A 15,331-nucleotide genomic window follows, 5' to 3' on the forward strand; every position below is an offset into this window, starting at 1 on the left:
CTTCGCCTCGCAGTGGTGGCCCCAGAACAGGAACGGCATCGCGGACCGCTGGAACTCCGTGGTCAAGGACTACGGCGATCTGACGTCCGATCCGGACAACCTCTCGCCGGCGGAGAAGTACGATCTCCTGTTCTACGCAGGACAGGCCCGGTCGCTCGAGGCGCCCGCCGGCGCCGGCGCCGACGAGACGGGCCTGCCGGAGGGGACGCGCGCGGCGCCGCGCGCTCCACGGGCGACGCGGGTGGTGGGGCCAACGACGTACTGGGAGCTGCAACACCACGGCCTGTATCAGGGCGTGACCCCGGAATACTGGTGGGGACACTGCAACGGCTGGGCGGCCTACGTCGTCGCCGAGGGCGGCGGCCCGCCGCTGCGCGACATCCGCGTGAAGCTCTCCGGCAGCACGCTGACCGAGTGCGCGTCCGTCGAGCGGGGGTGCATCCTGTTCCGCACGGCCGACATCGAGGCGCTGATGACCGAGGTCTATCACAACGACTCCGCCACCGTGTCGGGGCGGCGCTGCGAGGCGCGGGAGGACCTCGTCCAGCGCGACGTCTACGGCAGGCCGGTCGACGCCGCGTGCCGCGATCTGAACCCGGGGACGATGCACGTGGCCATGACCGGCCTGCTCGGGCTGGGCGCGAGCTCGATCAGCTCCGCGTCGAGCGGGCACGGGCGGCGCTCGTTCGTTGTCGACTACACCTGGCACCGCGAGGTGTGGAGCTACCCGGTCACGTCCTTCAACATCGACTCGATGGCGGAGGTGAGCGCGCAGGAGGCGGCGCGGCTCGTCTGTAACGGCGGGTACCAGGGGGCCGATTGCTATAATTACCGGTTCAACCCGAACGCGCGGCGCTTCATGCGCGTCGGGGCGCGCTACGGGATGATCTCGGACGAGGTGAGCCCCGCGCAGCTCCTCCAGCCGCCCGCGCTGCGCAGCGTCCCGATCCTCAGCTCGGAGCTCCACTACGTGCTCGAGCTCGATGACCGGCTGACGGTGCTCGGCGGCGAGTGGATCAAGAACCCCGCCCTCGCCAACGGCGTGAACGGCAAGGCGATGCACCCGGACTATCTCTGGATTCCGGTGAGGCCGCAGGGCGCAGGCGAGGACGGCGACGATCTGGGCGGCTCCGGAGACAACCCGTACATCGCGTACTCGCGCGCGAGGGCGCTGCTCGATCTGTCGCGGAGACGGTGAGCGGGCGGCGCGCGGGCTGGTCTACGATGACCGCCCGATGATGCACCTGGACGAGGCGCTCGCGGCGCCGCTGCGCCGCGGAGATGTGCGGTGGCTCGACGAGCACCTCGACGAGGCGCGCTGCACCGACGAGGTGCTCCGCCAGCTCGTGCGGCACGGCGAGGCGCGCGTGCGTTACCTGGGGCTCTCGCGGATCGCGCAGGCCGCCGCCCGTCGCAGCGCGGGCGCGCGGCGGGCGCTCGCGGCGATGCTGCCGCGCGCGATCGACGGGGACGGGACGCCGGAGGAAGCGCTGCTCCTCGCCGGGCTCTACCGCGAGCTCTGGCCGTTCCTCCCGGAGCAGCGGCTGCCGGCGTGGCGCGAGGCCGCGCTCCATGCGCCCGTCCGCGTCGCCTGGCTGCGGACCGAGATCCTCACGCGGCCCGAGGTCCTCCGCGACGAGCCCGCCGGCGAGCTCGTCTACCAGGCGCTCCACGCCCTCGACCCGGACGAGATCCCCGCGCCCGAGGCGCTCCTCCCCGAGCTCGCGGCGCGCCGCGACCCGGTCCTCCAGGCCGCAGCGCTCGATCTGACCCGGCGCTGCCTCCACGCGGCGCTGCTCGCGCCGGCGCAGGCGCGCGCGGTCCTCGGCGCGCTCGCCTTCGCGACGGCGCCCGCGGTCGCCGCCGCCGCGCTGCGCGAGCTCGCCGAGCCGTGGGCGGTCCTCGCCGGGGCGCCGCTCCCGGGCGCGCACCTCGATCAGCTCCTGCGCGGCGATCCCGAGGTGGCCGCGGCCGCGCTGGAGGCCGCGGCGCGCCACGGCGAGGGCGCGCCGCTCCGCGAGGTCGCCGCGCGCGAGGACGCGCCGCCGCGGCTCCGGCAGCGGGCGCTCGCGCTCCTGGGCGAGCGCGCGACCCGCGAGGACGTCGGCGCGATCCTCGAGCTCGCCGCGCGCGATCCGCTGCTGCTCGGCCCGAGCGCGATCGCCTGCCTGCGCGCGCTGCACCGGCGCGGCCACTTCCCTGCCCCGGAGCACGCGGCGGCGATCCTCGAGCTCGCCCTCGCCGATCCAACCCTCCCCGCCGGCGACGTCGCGGCGATCACCTTCACCTGCAGGCGCGCGCTCTTCGATGCGCTCGCCGCAGCGCCAGCCAGCGACGCGCGCTGGCCGCGCCGGGCCGCGATCGCCGTCGCCATGGCGGAGCAGGGCGCGACAGACCTCCCCCTCGGGGACATGCTCGCCGAGAAGCTCCGCGAGGCCGCCTCGCCCGCGCCCTTGCTGCGCGCGATCGGCGCCCTTCGCCACGCGGCCGCAGAGGACGACGTGCTCGCCGCGCTGCCGCGCGCGCCCGCCGAGGCCCTGGACACGCTCGCCGCGATCGGCGGCCAGCGCACGGCGGACGCGCTCCGCACCGCCCTCGGCCTCGACGGCGCAGGCGCAGGCGCGACCATCGCGCCATCGATCGCCCCATCGATCGCCCTGAATATCCGTCACCAACGGTATCGTGCCGTGACGCTGCTCTGGCATCTGACGGAGGAGCCCGGGGACCGGCGCGCGCTCCTCGCCCGCCTGAACCCCCGCGATCTGCCGGTCGATCTCGCCGCCGATCTCGGCGGGGCCGATCCGGCGGAGCTCGCGGTGCTCCAGCATGCGGTGGAGCGGTACACGCCCGTGGACGCGCTGCCGGCGCTCGCGCGCGCCGGCGATGCGCGCGCGCTCCCGGCGATCGCCGACCTGCTGCTCCGGATCGCGGCGGATCTCGCGGCCGCGTGGGCTCCCGGCGGGCCGGCCGAGCGGCTCGAGCCCGCGATCGACCAGGGCCCCCAGCGGCCCGCGGAGCCGGCGGTGCCGGCGGAGGTCGCGGAGGCGATCCGCGGCCTCGGCCGGCGGCTCCACCGGCGCCGGAAGATCCGGCCCGTGTGCCTGCTCGACGCGAGCGAGCGCGAGGCCGGCGACGCGCTGCTCGCGAGCCTGACCCTCGACCTCCTCGATCGGCCCGGCCTGTCCGCGGGCGAGCGCGCCCTCCTCGTGGACCTGCTGCGCTCGGCGCCGTGGCGGCGCGCGCGCCCGCGCGTCCCGCGCCTCCTCCGCCACCGCGACCCGCACGTGCGCAAGCGCGTGATCGCGCTGCTCGCCCAGGGCGGCGCCGAGGCGCTCTCGGCCAGCCTGACGCTCCTCACGGGCGCCGGCGACGTGCAGACGGCGCGGCAGGCGCTGCGCGCGCTCGGCGCCATGGAGGCACGCTGGGCCTGCCCCGCGATCGCCGCGTGCCTCGATCACCCGAGCATGAGCATCAAGAAGACGGCGGCCGAGGCGCTATCGCGGGCGGGCGGGCCAGAGGCCGTGCCGAGGCTCGTCTTCTGGCTCGGCCGCCACGACAACCCGGGGCTGCGCGCCGCGCTCGAGGCCGCGCTGCGGGCGATCGTCGGGCCGGCGTGCGCGGCGACGATCCTCGCCGCCGCCGAGGCCGCGGAGGACGAGCGCGCGCGCGACCGGCTGCTCGACGCGGTGGGCCGCACGCTGTCGGCGCAGGCGATCCGGAGCGGGATCCGCCAGGGATCGGCCGCGGCGGCGCGGCTGCTGGAGCGGGCGATGGCCGGGGAGGTCGCGCTCGCTTCCGGGACCGCCGCCGAGCTCGCCGCGGACCTCGAGGCGCGCGACCCGCACCGGCGCGAGCAGGGATCCGCGGGTGCACCGGCGCCGCCGGGCGCGGGGGAGGCGCTCGCCGCGGCGGCGCTCGCGGCCGCGCTGGCCCGGGGCGGCTGGGACAACGCGACGGCGCGGCGGCTGCTCGAGCGGGAGGCGGCGCTGCCGCAGGACGGGCTCGCGGCCCTGCGGCAGCTCGCGCCGGAGTGGCTCCGCCTCGCGGCGTCCGAGCCGGCGCTGCGCGACGCGGCGCTCCGGCTGCTCGTCCGCGCCTCCCCTGCCCCGTGGTCGCCCGGCGAGGCGCGCGCGCTCGCGAGGCAGGTCGCGGTGCTGCTCGACGGGCTCGCCGCGGCGGCGGCCGATCTGCGCGACGGTCTCCTTTCGCTGCTCGAGGCGGCGGCGCCGGAGCTCCCGGCGGCCGAGGCGCTGGGCGTGGCGGCGCGCGTGCGCGGGCTCGCGCCGGCGCCCGGGGCGCGCCGGTCGCCGCTCGAGGTGCTGCGGCGGTGCGGGGCGATCCTCGGGCGCACCGACGTCGAGCAGGCGCTCGCCATGGCGCGCGTGGCCGCCGATCCGTGGACGGCGGAGGCGGCGATCCTGCGCGAGGTGTTCGGCGCGCCGGCGGAGGCGGGCGAGGGCGCGGATCCCGAGGGCGCGGCCGCGTGGCAGGCGGCGCTCCGGGCCGCGGCGCAGGAGCCGGGGGAGCTCGCGGCGCTCCGGGCGGAGGGGCCGCGCGGCGGGGTCGGCTCGCGGGCGCAGCTCGCCGCGCTGATCGAGGTGTTCCCGTCCGCGGCCGAGCCGGCGCGGGCGCTCCTCCTGGACTGGATGGAGTCGCTGCAGCCGATCGGCGCGCCGCCCTGGACCCTCGCCGAGCAGGCGGCATCGCGGAGCGGCGGCGCGCGGGCGCCGCGGCCGTCCGATCTCGACCAGCCGCGCTCGGCCGCGCTCCGCGGGCGCCTGCTGTCGATGCTGGACGCGCCCGCGCCGGCCGAGCGGCGCGCGGCGGCCACCGCGCTGCTCTCGTGGCCGGAGGAGGACGTCCGCGCGGCCGTGCTGCGCGCTCACCTGCGCGGCGACGTCGAGGGCCTGGATGGGCGGAGCCTGCCGCGTCTGGCGGGCTCGCTGCTCGATGTCACGGAGGAGGAGCTCCGGGGCGACGCCAGCGACGAGCTGCGCCGGGAGCGCGCGGCGCGTCTCGCGGCCCTGCTCGATCGGTCGGCGGTCGAGCGCCTGTTCCCGCTGCTGCTCGGGTGGTGGGAGACGGGCGCGCCGGCGACGCGCGCGGCGGCGGCCCAGGCGCTCCGCCGCATCGCCCCCGACGTGCGGGCGGCGCGGCTCGTCGAACGCGTCCGGCAGGGGGCGTGGGGCTACCTCGACCTGGTCACGGGCGAGCTGCTGCTGCGCACGCCGGAGCTCGAGGCCGTCGTGAGGCGCCTGCGCGCCGAGGGGCGGGCCGACCTGGCGGAGCGGATCTCCCTCGTGGACGGCCCGATCCGGCCGCCCGGCGGTGCGGACGAGGACGCGCGGGCGCTCGCGGCGCTGCGCGCGCGCCCGGAGCCGCGGGCGCGCGCGGCGGGTGACCACGGCCCGGCGCGGCAGGAGCTGGTGCGGCTCGCGCGCGCCGGTGATCCGGAGCAGTCCCGCCGGGCGCTGTCGGCGCTCGCCGGGGCGCCGGACGAGGAGCTCGCGGCGCTGCTCGTGGAGCTGCTCGGCGATCGGCGTCCCCGGGTGCGGCTCCACGCGCACCGGCTGCTGCGCGACGCGGTGGACCGCGCCGCCTACCTGCGCGCGACGTGCGCGCTCCTCTCGGATCCGCTGCCCGACGTGGTCCGCTCGGCGATCCGCATCCTCAGCTTCGCGCCGTGGCCGCCTGCGATCCCCGCGATCGTGGGCCTGCTGCTGCACCCGCACAAGGCCGTCCGCCGAGCGGCCGCCGAGGGGCTCGCGCACGTGGGCGCGCCGGCGATCCCTGCCCTCAAGGAGGCGCTGGGGCACGCGCGGCCGGATCGACGGGAGGTCTACGCAGAGGTGATGCGGCGGATCGGGACGCTGTGATGCGGGGACAGGGTTGCTCCGCAGGATGGCCGGCTGAGAGAGAGAGAGAGAGAGAATTCAACGCCAAGGCGCCAAGGCGCAAAGACGCAAAAAAAAAAGAGGAGAGATAGAATCACAGCATACGCATCAGGCCATCTCGTTCTCTTTGGTTTCCTTGGCAGCTCATCGTCATTCCTGTCATGAGCACCTCTGCGCCATCGCTTTCGGTGAGCAGCCGGTGACACAGACACCACGCAGATCATCGATCTGCCAGGTCGGCCCCCCTCCCCCATCCTCTTTTTTGCGTCTTTGCGCCTTGGCGCCTTGGTGTTGAATTCTCCCTTCCTGCCAGGAGCCGAACGATGTGCGCCGTCGCGCGCGTCTCATCATTTCGCTCCCGCCCCTTCGACCTGGCCTGCCGCTCCTCCCGCCCCTTCGACCTGGCCCGCCGCTCCCCCCGGCTCGGCCGGCAAAGGCACAACACCGCGGTCGGGCTCCCCGAGGACGCAGGCCTCTTTGCCCTCGACCACCTTGCAGCGGCGATCCGCCGGGCACTTCCCTCCACACGGCAGCCGCACACACAACCCCGTCGCCGCGTCGCACGCCGTCCCGATCTCACAGATCGCGTAGCAGGTGTCGTAGACCTCGCGGTTCACCACAGCCGCCCCGGCCGCGGCGGCGAGCGCCGCCGCCGCATCACCATAGGAGCTCCCACCCGACCGCACGGGCCTCATCCCCAACAAAAACTCGGGGGGACCGCGCTTCGCCCTCAAGCAACCGGCCAGGCTTACAGCCACACAGCAGGACATCAGAAAGACGGTAATTTTCATCAACCTGAGATCCTGCATACACACAGTAACGATTCGACACCAGGTCAGGAGCATACTCCGGTACAATGCTCGCCATGCAGGGGGGAGGGAACCGAGGTGAGTGATCCTGTGCACCTGGCGCCGTTGCCGACGCCGCTACGCTGGGAGGTACCGCCCAGGAGCTGGAGCGCCGGCAAGGCATCGTGCCTGACCGTCACGGCGGGCGGCAAGACCGACCTGTTCCTCGATCCGGAGCGCACCGCCGGCGTCCTGAACGCGCCGCGCCTGCTCGGGACGCCGCAGGGGGATTTCCTCGCCAGCGCGCGGGTGACCGTGGGCTTCGCGGCGGCGCACGACGCCGGCGTGCTGCTGCTCTGGGCGCACGAACGCGCGTGGGCCAAGCTCTGCTTCGAGCTGTCGCCGGAGCGCGTGCCGACGGTCGTCTCCGTGGTGACCCGCGGCCTGTCCGACGGCCGCAGGGCCTTCAACGTGGACGCCGACCACGTCTGGCTGCGCGTCTCGCGGCTCGGGCGGATGTGCGCGTTCCACGCCTCCACCGACGGGACGATCTGGCACGTGCTCCGCAGCTTCTCGCTCGGCAGCGCAACCGAGCTCGACGTCGGCTTCTCGGCCCAGTCGCCGGCAGGCGACGGCTGCACCGCCGTCTTCGACGACATCCGCTTCACGCCGCGCCGGGTCGGCGACCTGCGCAGCGGACACGCCGAGAGGGACGCAGCGCTGGCGCGCGCCGGTCAGATGCCGCCGTTGACCGGGATGACCTTGCCGCTCACGTACGTGTTGTGAAGGGCCAGCCACGCGATCGCGGCCGCGGCCTCGTCCGGCGTGCCGAGGCGCCGCAGGGCCGAGAACGCGAGGTACTCTCTGCGGAGGCCCTCGTCGAGCCGCGTCGATAGCCCGGCGTCGAGCAGGCCCAGCGCCACCATGTTGACCCGCACCCGCCGCGGGCCGAGCTCCTTCGCGAGCGCCATGGCGGTGGCCGCGATCATCCCTTGGCTCGCCGCGAACGCGACCGGGATCGGCAGCGACTGCGCGCGATCGGGCCCGCCGACGAGGACGATCTCCCCGCCGCCGCCCCGCGCCATCACCGCCCCGACATCGCGGGCGACAAGGAACGCCGCGCGGGCGTTCGACGCATAGGCCCGGTCCCACGCCTCGTCCGACAGCTCGAGCCCCGGCGTGGCGTCGAGGCTCCCGGCGCAGTGGATCGCCGCGGCGGGCACCGGCTCGTCCGCGCCCATCCGGCCGACGAGCTCGCGGAGCGCGGCGGCGTCGGTGAGATCGAGCCGGACGGCGCGGAAGCCGAGCTCGCGCGACAGCTCGGCCGCCCGGACCTCGCTCCGGCAGTACGTGAACGTGGCGCTCGCCCCGCGCGAGGCGAGCGCGCGCAGCACCGCGGCGCCGACGGCGCCCGTGCCCCCGAAGACGACGACGTGCTTCATGTCAGGCCCTCCACGTACGCGAGCGCCTCGGCCGCGGCGTCGACGAAGGTGTCGAGCGTGCCGCGCGGGATGTCGAACCGAGGCTGGAGCCGGAAGATCGTCCAGTCGTGCCCGCAGGTGAAGCAGAAGAAGCCACGGCGATAGAGGCGGTGGCACACGAGCGGCGACACAACCGACTGGTGCGCGAGATCCGGGAACCCGAAATGCTCGAAGGAGAGCCAGGGGTGATCCGGCGGCTCGAGCTGCACGCCGAGCATCAGGCCCGCGCCGCGCACCTCCCTGAACAGCCGGTTCGGCCGGAGCGCCGACTCCAGCCGCTCGCGGAGGTACGCGCCCGTCTCGCGGATGTACGCGATGAGCTCGTCCGTGATCAGGTCGAGCGCGGCGAGCCCCGCGACCGCGGAGAGGGCGTTGTAACCCATGGTGTTGTTGTGGCTCTCGCCCGCGGCGAACTGGCTGCCGTAGGCGCGCACGAAGAGGTCGCGCCTCGTCAGCATCGCCGAGAGCGGCAGGAGACCGCCGCCGAGCTGCTTCGCCAGCAGCACCACGTCCGGCCGGCGCGGCCAGCGCTCGGTCGCGAGGAAGCCGCGCCCGGAGCGGCCGATGCCCGTCTGCACCTCGTCGGCGATGAGCAGCGCGCCGTGCCTCGCCGTGAGGTCGCAGAGCGCCTCGACGAACGGCGGCGGCAGCTCGCGCACGCCGCCCTCGCCCTGGATCGGCTCCACGAGCACCGCCGCCACGTCGCCCCCGGCGAACACCCGGGCGAGCGCGTCGACGTCGCCGAACGGGATCGACGTGGCGCCCTGCAGGAGGGGCACGAACGGGTCGCGGAGGTACCCCTCCCCCATGAACGAGACGCTCCCGTAAGAACAGCCGTGGTAGGCGCCGGTCAGCCCGACGAGGACGGGCTTCCGAGTGAGCGCGCGGGCGAGCTTGAGCGACGCCTCGACGGCGTCGCTCCCCGTGCACCCGAAGAAGACGTTGTCGTAGTGGCCCACGCGCTCGCAGAGGCGGCGCGCCAGGCGGCCGGCGAACGGGTTGACGCGCGACGGGTACCAGGAGGGCGCGTCCGAGTCGAGGAAGGCGCGCACGGCGCGGGCGATGCCCGGGTTGCGATGACCGAAGGCCTGGGTGCCGTGGAAGTCCTCGATCACGAGGCCCTCGCTGTCGACGAGGAGGCCGCCCTCGGCGCGCACGACCCGGATGGGCTCGCGGGCGAGCTTCGCCCGCTGCGCGATGAGCGGGTTCACGAAGGCGCGGTAGTCGTCGAACCCGTCGCGCAGGATGTCGTCGAACGCGTCCACGTCAGAGCCCTCCGTCGGCGACGAGCTTGGCGGCGCTCATGAAGGCGCTGTCGTCGGAGCACAGGAACACCGCGAGCTCGGCGATCTCGTCGACGCGGCCGAGGCGACGCAGCCCGCAGTGCGCGACGTACTCCGCCTGGCGGTGCTGCGGGAGCCCCTGCGCCATGCCCTCCTCGAGGAGGCCGGGGCCGAGGAGGTTCACGCGCACGCCGTAGCGGCCGACCTCGCGCGCGAGCGCCTCGGTGAGGCCGCGCAGGGCCGACTTCGAGGCGGCGTAGTGGACCGGCGCCTCGATCACGCGCTCCGACGCGAAGTTGCCGATGTTCAGGATGACGCCGCGCTTCTCGCGGATCATGAACCGCAGCGCGGCGCGGCTCATGAGGTAGGCGCCCTTCACGTTCACGTCCATCACGAGGTCCCAGTCCTCCTCCTCGAGCAGCGAGATGGGCAGGACCTGCGTGATGCCGGCGTTGTTGACCAGCACGTCGAGCCCGCCCCAGGCGCGGTGCAGCGCGGCGAGGGTGTCCTTCACGTGGGCGGCGTCCGCCACCGAGCCCTTGAAGACGAGCGGCGGGGCGCCTGTCGCGGCGATCTGTCGGCCCGCCTCCGCGGCGTCCGCGTCGTCGGTCGCGTAGGTGAAGGCGACGCGCGCGCCGTGCCGGGCGAGCGCGAGGGCGATCGCGCGCCCGAGCCCGCGCGAGCCGCCCGTGACGAGGCAGCGCCGGCCGGCGAGGAGGCCGGAGGCGGCGCTCACGGGGCCTCCCGGCGAGGCGACGGCGAGAGGAGCGGGAGGGCGCGCCGCCCGCCGGATCGATCCGGCCACGTCCGCGGCTCGCTCATGAACCGCGGCTCCTTCTCCCTGTAGAGCACGTTGTAGTTGCACACAGGCACGGTCCTCCCGTCAGCGTAACAGTTGCTGTCGCAGCACTGGGCCGCGCGCTCGACGTCGAACGTCTCCTCATCCATGTGCGAGTGGACGTACACCGCCTTCACCGCGCGCTCGCTGATCCGCAGCGACTCCTCCCTGCGGAGCGGCTTCTTCGCCGGGAAGAGCGCGCGCAGGAGGCCGTTCAGGAGGCCGAGCGCGCGGTCGTCGTCGCCGCGCGACCAGAGCGCGTCGATCGCGTCCTGCATGGCGCGCTCGAGGCGCGCGCTCGGCTCCAGGTAGAGGTGGTCGCCGAGGCAGGCGTAGAGCGCCTCGCGGCTCATGAACCGGGTGAACGGGATCGGCGGGCCCCCCGCGGGATCCATGAGCAGGTAGGCGACCTGGTAGCAGAGCGGGTGAGCGCACGGCGACGGGACGAAGTCGCCCGGCGAGAGGAGCCCGCCCGTCGTCTCGGCGATCCGCTCGAGGACCTCGAGCGTGGAGATGCGCCCGCTGCGATCGAACGAGGCGCCGCTCTGGCCGGTGAACGTCATCGTGTGGACCTCGAGGTGGCGGACGCAGCCGAGCCGGAAGCCGAGCTCGAGGATGCGGCCGATCTCGTGGTCGTTGAGGCCGCGGGTCATGACCGGGATGAGCGTCGTGTCGACGCCGGCGGCGTCGAGCCGCTCGAGACAGGCGAGCTTCTTGTCGACGCTCCTGACGCCGTTCAGGGCCCTGTCCGTGGCGTCGTCGAAGGTGTCGAAGGAGAGCGCGATCCGCGCCCCGAGCTCCGCGAGGCGCCGGAGGAGCGCGTCGTTCCTGAGCAGGCCGAAGCCGTGGCTGCAGATGCTCACGCGGTGGATGCCCGCGTCCTGGCACATCGCGACGAGCTCGGGCAGCTCGGGGTGGAGCGTGGGCTCGCCGCCCGTGAGGTTGATCAGGTCGAGATCGCCGCCGGCGCCGTCGCAGAGGTGGCGGAGCACCTCCCCGAACTCGGCCTTGCTCATGAAGAACGCGCCGTCGTTCTTGTTGTGCACGTAGCACATGGGACAGTCGAGATCGCAGGCGCTCGTGATCGTGACGACCGGCATCCTGACCCGCTGGGTGTGGGCCTCGCACGGGCCGCAATCGAAGGGGCAGCCGTGCTCGATCGGGCGCCGCGGCGCCCGCGGCGGCGCAGGGGCCGGCGTGATTGCGCGCGTCGACTCGTACCAGGCCGCGCTCGTCGAGAGCCGCACGTCGCGCGGGCCGTGCTCGGGGCACGCCTTGCGCATCCACGCCTCGCCGGCGGGCGTCGCCACGACCCGGGCGGGGACGGCGATCTTGCAGGCCGGGCACAGGCTCGTGGTCTCGTGGATCAGCCGGTCGGTCCCCATGGACGCGGAGGATATCAGGCTCGTCGGGGCGAGCGCGCTCCCGTCGACGCCCCGCGCGGCCTGATAAGCTCGCGCGCATGCCCCGCGCGCCGGACGAGATCGTGGCGGTCGAGTCGCTCACCAAGACCTTCGGCGGGGTCGCCGCGCTCTCGGACGTGAGCTTCCGCGTCGAGGGCCCCGGCCTCGTCGGCGTCCTCGGCCCGAACGGCGCCGGCAAGACGACGCTGCTCGACCTCCTGGAGGGCCTCAGCGAGCCGACGCGCGGCGCGGTCCGCCTCTTCGGCGCGCCCGTGCCGCCCTACCCGCGGCGGCGGGTCGGCGTGGTCATGCAGAAGGAGGTCCAGCTCGAGCGCTGCACGACGCGGGAGTACGCCGGCCTCTTCGCCGCGATCTACGGCGTCCGTGACGGCGCGGCGCGGATCCTGGAGCGGGCGCGCCTCGCCCAGCGCGCGTCGGTGCCCATGGCGCGCCTGTCGGGCGGCGAGGCGGCGCGCCTGTTCATCGCCACCGCGCTGGTCCACGAGCCCGAGCTGCTCTTCCTCGACGAGCCCACGGCGCCGCTCGACCCGGCCGGCAAGCAGGAGATCGGCGAGGTGCTGCGCTGCGTGGCCCGCGAACGCACGGTGGTCATGACGACGCACGACCTGCGCGAGGCGGACAGCCTCTGCGATCGGCTGCTCTTCCTCGTCGGCGGCAAGCTCCGGGCGAGCGGGACGCGGGACGAGCTCGTGGCCGCGGTGCCCGAAGGCCGCCGGACGGGGCTCGGGGTCGAGGACGCGTTCTTCCACTTCTGCGCGGTCCGGATGCGCCGCGGCGAGGCGGAGGAGGCGTCGTGAGCGCCTTCTGGGCGCTCGCGCGCCTCCGGCTGCTCGACGTGCTGCGGAGCGCGAGCTCGACCAGCTTCGTGCTGCTCTTCCCGGTCGTGCTCCTCGTCATCGTCGGGTTCGTGTTCATGAACGGCCACCCGTTCGAGGAGCGGACGATCGCCGTCGTCGCCGGCCCCGGCGCCGCCGAGCGCCCGCTGGAGGCGCTCGGCGGCGAGCTCGATCCCGCGCGGCTCGTGCACGTGGAGAGCGAGGCCGCCGGGCTCGCGCGGCTCCGGGCGCGGACCGCGAGCGCCGTCGTGGTGCTCCCGCGCGGTGACGGGATCTCGCGGGTGATCGTGGGGCCGCGCGACCGGCTCTTCGGGCGAGGGATCGTCGCGTCGCCCGGGGTGCGGGCCGAGCTCGCCGTCGTGGAGCTCCCGCGCTGGGGCTACGTCCACTACCTCTTCCCGGGGATCCTCACGTTCAGCGTCATGCTCGCCGGGCTCTTCGCGACCGCCTACACGATGGTGCTCTACCGGCAGAACCGCTTCCTGAAGAAGCTCGCGACGACGCCCATGCCGAAGGCGGCGTTCGTCGGGGCGCAGATCGCGGCGCGCTCCGTCCTCGTCCTCGGGCAGATCGCCCTCGTCGCCGCGGCCGGCGCGCTGCTCTTCGACGTGCCGTTCACCGCGGTGTCGGCCCTCTGGGTGGCCCTGGTCTCGCTGCTCGGCCTGCTCGCGTTCATGGGCATCGGCTTCGTGCTCGCCTGCGTCCTCAGGACCGAGGACCTCGTGGTCGACATCGTGAGCGCGGTGAACCTGCCGCTCGTCTTCCTGTCCGAGATCTTCTTCCCCCTCGACGCCCTCCCCCGCCCGCTCGCCGCGCTGGGCGCCATCCTGCCGAGCACGCACATGGTGCAGCTCACCCGCGAGATCTTGCTGTTCGGTGCCACCGATCCGGGCCAGCTCGCCGGCGGCATCGCCGTCCTCGCCGGCTGGACGGTCGCGACGTTCGCGCTCAGCCTCCGGCTCTTCCGGTGGCATCGCTGAGGGCGGCGACCCCTACCTGGAGGGGGTCGCCGGAGGGTCGCGTTGGATCGTGAGGTCTCGATTGCGGTACAGCGACCGCCACATGCGACGGGCCGACCGGGTTGTGGGTTGTCGACGGGGTCGATTGCAGCAACCCGACGGAAGGGGGCGACGGAGGTAACGGGGGCAGCAGCGGCGACGAGGACGGCTGCGGCTAGAACACCGACGTTGAGCGAGCGAGAAATGAACCGCCAAGGCGAACTTCAGGCTGGCCGCGCGGACCGACCGGCTCGGCTATCCCTGCGAGCGCATGCGGCTCGATTGGGTCGAGGCTCCGGCGATGCCGTCGTGAGTCCCCTGCAGGTGACGCACAGGCCAGACCTGTAGTCCGCCCCCCGGGCGACCGGCGGCCCCTTTCGCTCGATCGCCGGCCCCGGTAAGCTCGGGCTCGATGATCGCAGAGAACACGCTTCAGGGGCCGCCGGTCGCCGAGAGCTCGCGCCGGGTCGGCGCGCTGTTCGAGCCCTTCTCGCCGAGCTATGCGGACAACCCCGCGCTCGCGTTCTATCAGGCGGCGCACCGGGAGGCGCCGGTCGCTTACAGCGAGGCGTTCTCCGCTTACCTCGTCGTGGGGCACGCCGAGGTCACGCAGGTGCTCCGCGAGCCGGTCGGGTTCTCCTCGGCGCACATCCTCGACCTGCCGCCGGATCTGCCGCCGGAGGTGATTGCCGAGCTCCGGCGCGGCATCTACCAGATGCCGCCGGCGCTCTTCAACAACGACCCTCCCGGGCACACGCGCGCGCGGGCGCTGTTCTCGAAGGCGTTCACGACCGCGAGGGTCGCCTCCCTCGAGCCGACGATCGCCCTGGCGGCGGAGGCGCTGGTGCGCGCGATGGACCCGGGCGGCGATCCGGTGGATCTGATGCAGGCGCTCGCCTTCCCGCTCCCCTTGCAGATCATCGCCGCCCTGGTCGGGATACCGCTGGAGGACGCGCCGCTGCTCAGGGCCTGTCAGGACGAGCGGTTCAAGCTCTACGAGCCGGCGCTCGACACGGCGCGGAAGGTCGAGGCCGCGCGGAGGTTCGTCGCCTACGAGCGCTATCTGGCCGATCTCATCGAGCGGCGCCGCGCCGAGCCCGCCGACGACCTGATCACCGCGCTGATCGGCGCCCGTGTCGACGGCGAGGCGCCGCTGTCGGTCGAAGAGATGATCTCCCACCTCATCATCCTGTTCTTCGCCGGCTACGAGACCGTGGCGAGCCTGATTGGCTCGCTCGTGCTCCGCCTGCTCGAGGCGCCCGCGCTGTGGGACGCCATCGGCAGCGACGCGGCGCTGCTCCAGGCGGCGATGGAGGAGACGCTCCGGATCGACGCCCCCGTGCAGATGGAGCCGCGGCGCGCGACGGCGCCGGCCGTCGTCGGCGGCGTCGAGATCCCCGCGGGGGCCACGGCGTTCGCGTTCTTCGGCGCCGCCAACCACGATCCGGCGGTCTTCCCGGACCCGCAGCGGTTCGACGTGAACCGCAATGTCGCCGGCCCGCGTGCGCGGCACCTCGGCTTCGGCTGGGGGGTGCACACCTGCATCGGCGCAGCGCTCGCGCGCATCGAGGTGAGGTGCGCCGTGCAGGCGTTGCGCGCCGCGTTCCCCGGCCTGCGCCTCGCCGCCGGGGCGCGCCCGAGCTACGCGCCCAGCCTGTTCTTCCGCAAGCCCACGGCCGTGCCCGTGACGCTCGGCGCGGCGTGACCGCGGCGGCCGCCGCGCTTCAGGACGGGACAGGCCACCAAGAAGCTCTCTCCGAGTTCTCCCGACGTCTTTGGCGTCTTGCCG

The 15,331-nt window shown here is 74.3% G+C and carries 11 protein-coding genes (1 of these 11 only partly in view); 6 read left to right on the top strand and 5 right to left on the bottom strand.

The genetic code is table 11. The features are described 5' to 3' along the window. Window positions 1–1,198, top strand: partial view of a hypothetical protein gene (locus WMF17_RS20585; RefSeq protein WP_437603775.1) — the 3' portion only. Its footprint begins 344 nt before the window's first position; the window shows 1,198 of its 1,542 coding nt (coding positions 345–1,542); its start codon lies beyond the left edge, outside the window; the stop codon is at window positions 1,196–1,198. 37 nt (window positions 1,199–1,235) lie between these two features. Then, complete coding sequence (locus WMF17_RS20590) at window positions 1,236–5,876, top strand: HEAT repeat domain-containing protein (protein WP_437650832.1); 4,641 nt, start codon at window positions 1,236–1,238, stop codon at window positions 5,874–5,876. 365 nt (window positions 5,877–6,241) lie between these two features. Here WMF17_RS20590 and WMF17_RS20595 read toward each other — a convergent pair whose 3' ends face one another. Next, window positions 6,242–6,589 (bottom strand): hypothetical protein, encoded by a 348-nt coding sequence (locus tag WMF17_RS20595; RefSeq protein WP_437650834.1) that lies wholly within the window; start codon window positions 6,587–6,589, stop codon window positions 6,242–6,244. A 192-nt stretch (window positions 6,590–6,781) separates the two neighbouring features. Between WMF17_RS20595 and WMF17_RS20600 the strand changes: the two genes are divergently transcribed. Then, entirely contained in the window at window positions 6,782–7,468 is a 687-nt protein-coding gene (locus WMF17_RS20600) for a DUF1349 domain-containing protein (protein ID WP_437603780.1), read from the top strand. On the opposite strand, the gene WMF17_RS20605 is transcribed toward WMF17_RS20600, so the two are convergent. Genes WMF17_RS20605 through WMF17_RS20620 form a run of 4 tightly spaced genes read right to left on the bottom strand, consistent with a single transcriptional unit; the run spans window position 7,417 to window position 11,669 of the window. Further along, complete coding sequence (locus WMF17_RS20605) at window positions 7,417–8,124, bottom strand: SDR family NAD(P)-dependent oxidoreductase (protein WP_437603782.1); 708 nt, start codon at window positions 8,122–8,124, stop codon at window positions 7,417–7,419. The genes WMF17_RS20600 and WMF17_RS20605 overlap by 52 nt on opposite strands. Beyond that, on the bottom strand, window positions 8,121–9,428 hold the full coding sequence (locus WMF17_RS20610) for a class-III pyridoxal-phosphate-dependent aminotransferase (RefSeq protein WP_437603783.1): 1,308 nt from the start codon (window positions 9,426–9,428) through the stop codon (window positions 8,121–8,123). Before WMF17_RS20610 ends, WMF17_RS20605 begins: the two co-directional genes overlap by 4 nt. A gap of 1 nt (window position 9,429) precedes the next feature. Then, a complete protein-coding gene (locus tag WMF17_RS20615) occupies window positions 9,430–10,182 on the bottom strand; it encodes an SDR family NAD(P)-dependent oxidoreductase (protein ID WP_437650836.1) in 753 nt (250 codons plus the stop codon). Then, window positions 10,179–11,669 carry a radical SAM protein gene (locus tag WMF17_RS20620; RefSeq protein ID WP_437650838.1) on the bottom strand — a complete coding sequence of 497 codons (1,491 nt, stop codon included), beginning with the start codon at window positions 11,667–11,669 and terminating at the stop codon, window positions 10,179–10,181. The genes WMF17_RS20615 and WMF17_RS20620 overlap by 4 nt, the downstream gene beginning before the upstream one ends. A gap of 77 nt (window positions 11,670–11,746) precedes the next feature. Here WMF17_RS20620 and WMF17_RS20625 point away from each other — a divergent pair, with 77 nt between their 5' ends. The 3 genes from WMF17_RS20625 (at window position 11,747) to WMF17_RS20635 (ending at window position 15,247) form a co-directional block, all read left to right on the top strand. Then, window positions 11,747–12,505, top strand: coding sequence for an ABC transporter ATP-binding protein (locus tag WMF17_RS20625; RefSeq protein WP_437603786.1), 759 nt, complete (start codon window positions 11,747–11,749; stop codon window positions 12,503–12,505). Next, window positions 12,502–13,524, top strand: a complete 1,023-nt coding sequence (locus WMF17_RS20630; protein ID WP_437603787.1) for an ABC transporter permease — start codon at window positions 12,502–12,504, stop codon at window positions 13,522–13,524. The genes WMF17_RS20625 and WMF17_RS20630 overlap by 4 nt, the downstream gene beginning before the upstream one ends. 430 nt (window positions 13,525–13,954) lie before the next feature. Further along, entirely contained in the window at window positions 13,955–15,247 is a 1,293-nt protein-coding gene (locus tag WMF17_RS20635; RefSeq protein ID WP_437603789.1) for a cytochrome P450, read from the top strand. Window positions 15,248–15,331 lie beyond the last annotated feature (84 nt).

The sequence above is a fragment of the Sorangium sp. So ce362 genome (assembly GCF_051519845.1).
GTDB lineage: Bacteria > Myxococcota_A > Polyangia > Polyangiales > Polyangiaceae > Sorangium.

What these genes read in the sequence shown, in the direction of transcription:
- WMF17_RS20620 (WP_437650838.1), bottom strand. Translation starts at nt 11,669, where the DNA reads ATGGGGACCGACCGGCTGATCCACGAGACCACGAGCCTGTGCCCGGCC.
- WMF17_RS20635 (WP_437603789.1), top strand. Translation starts at nt 13,955, where the DNA reads ATGATCGCAGAGAACACGCTTCAGGGGCCGCCGGTCGCCGAGAGCTCG.
- WMF17_RS20605 (WP_437603782.1), bottom strand. Translation starts at nt 8,124, where the DNA reads ATGAAGCACGTCGTCGTCTTCGGGGGCACGGGCGCCGTCGGCGCCGCG.
- WMF17_RS20590 (WP_437650832.1), top strand. Translation starts at nt 1,236, where the DNA reads ATGATGCACCTGGACGAGGCGCTCGCGGCGCCGCTGCGCCGCGGAGAT.
- WMF17_RS20595 (WP_437650834.1), bottom strand. Translation starts at nt 6,589, where the DNA reads ATGAGGCCCGTGCGGTCGGGTGGGAGCTCCTATGGTGATGCGGCGGCG.
- WMF17_RS20625 (WP_437603786.1), top strand. Translation starts at nt 11,747, where the DNA reads ATGCCCCGCGCGCCGGACGAGATCGTGGCGGTCGAGTCGCTCACCAAG.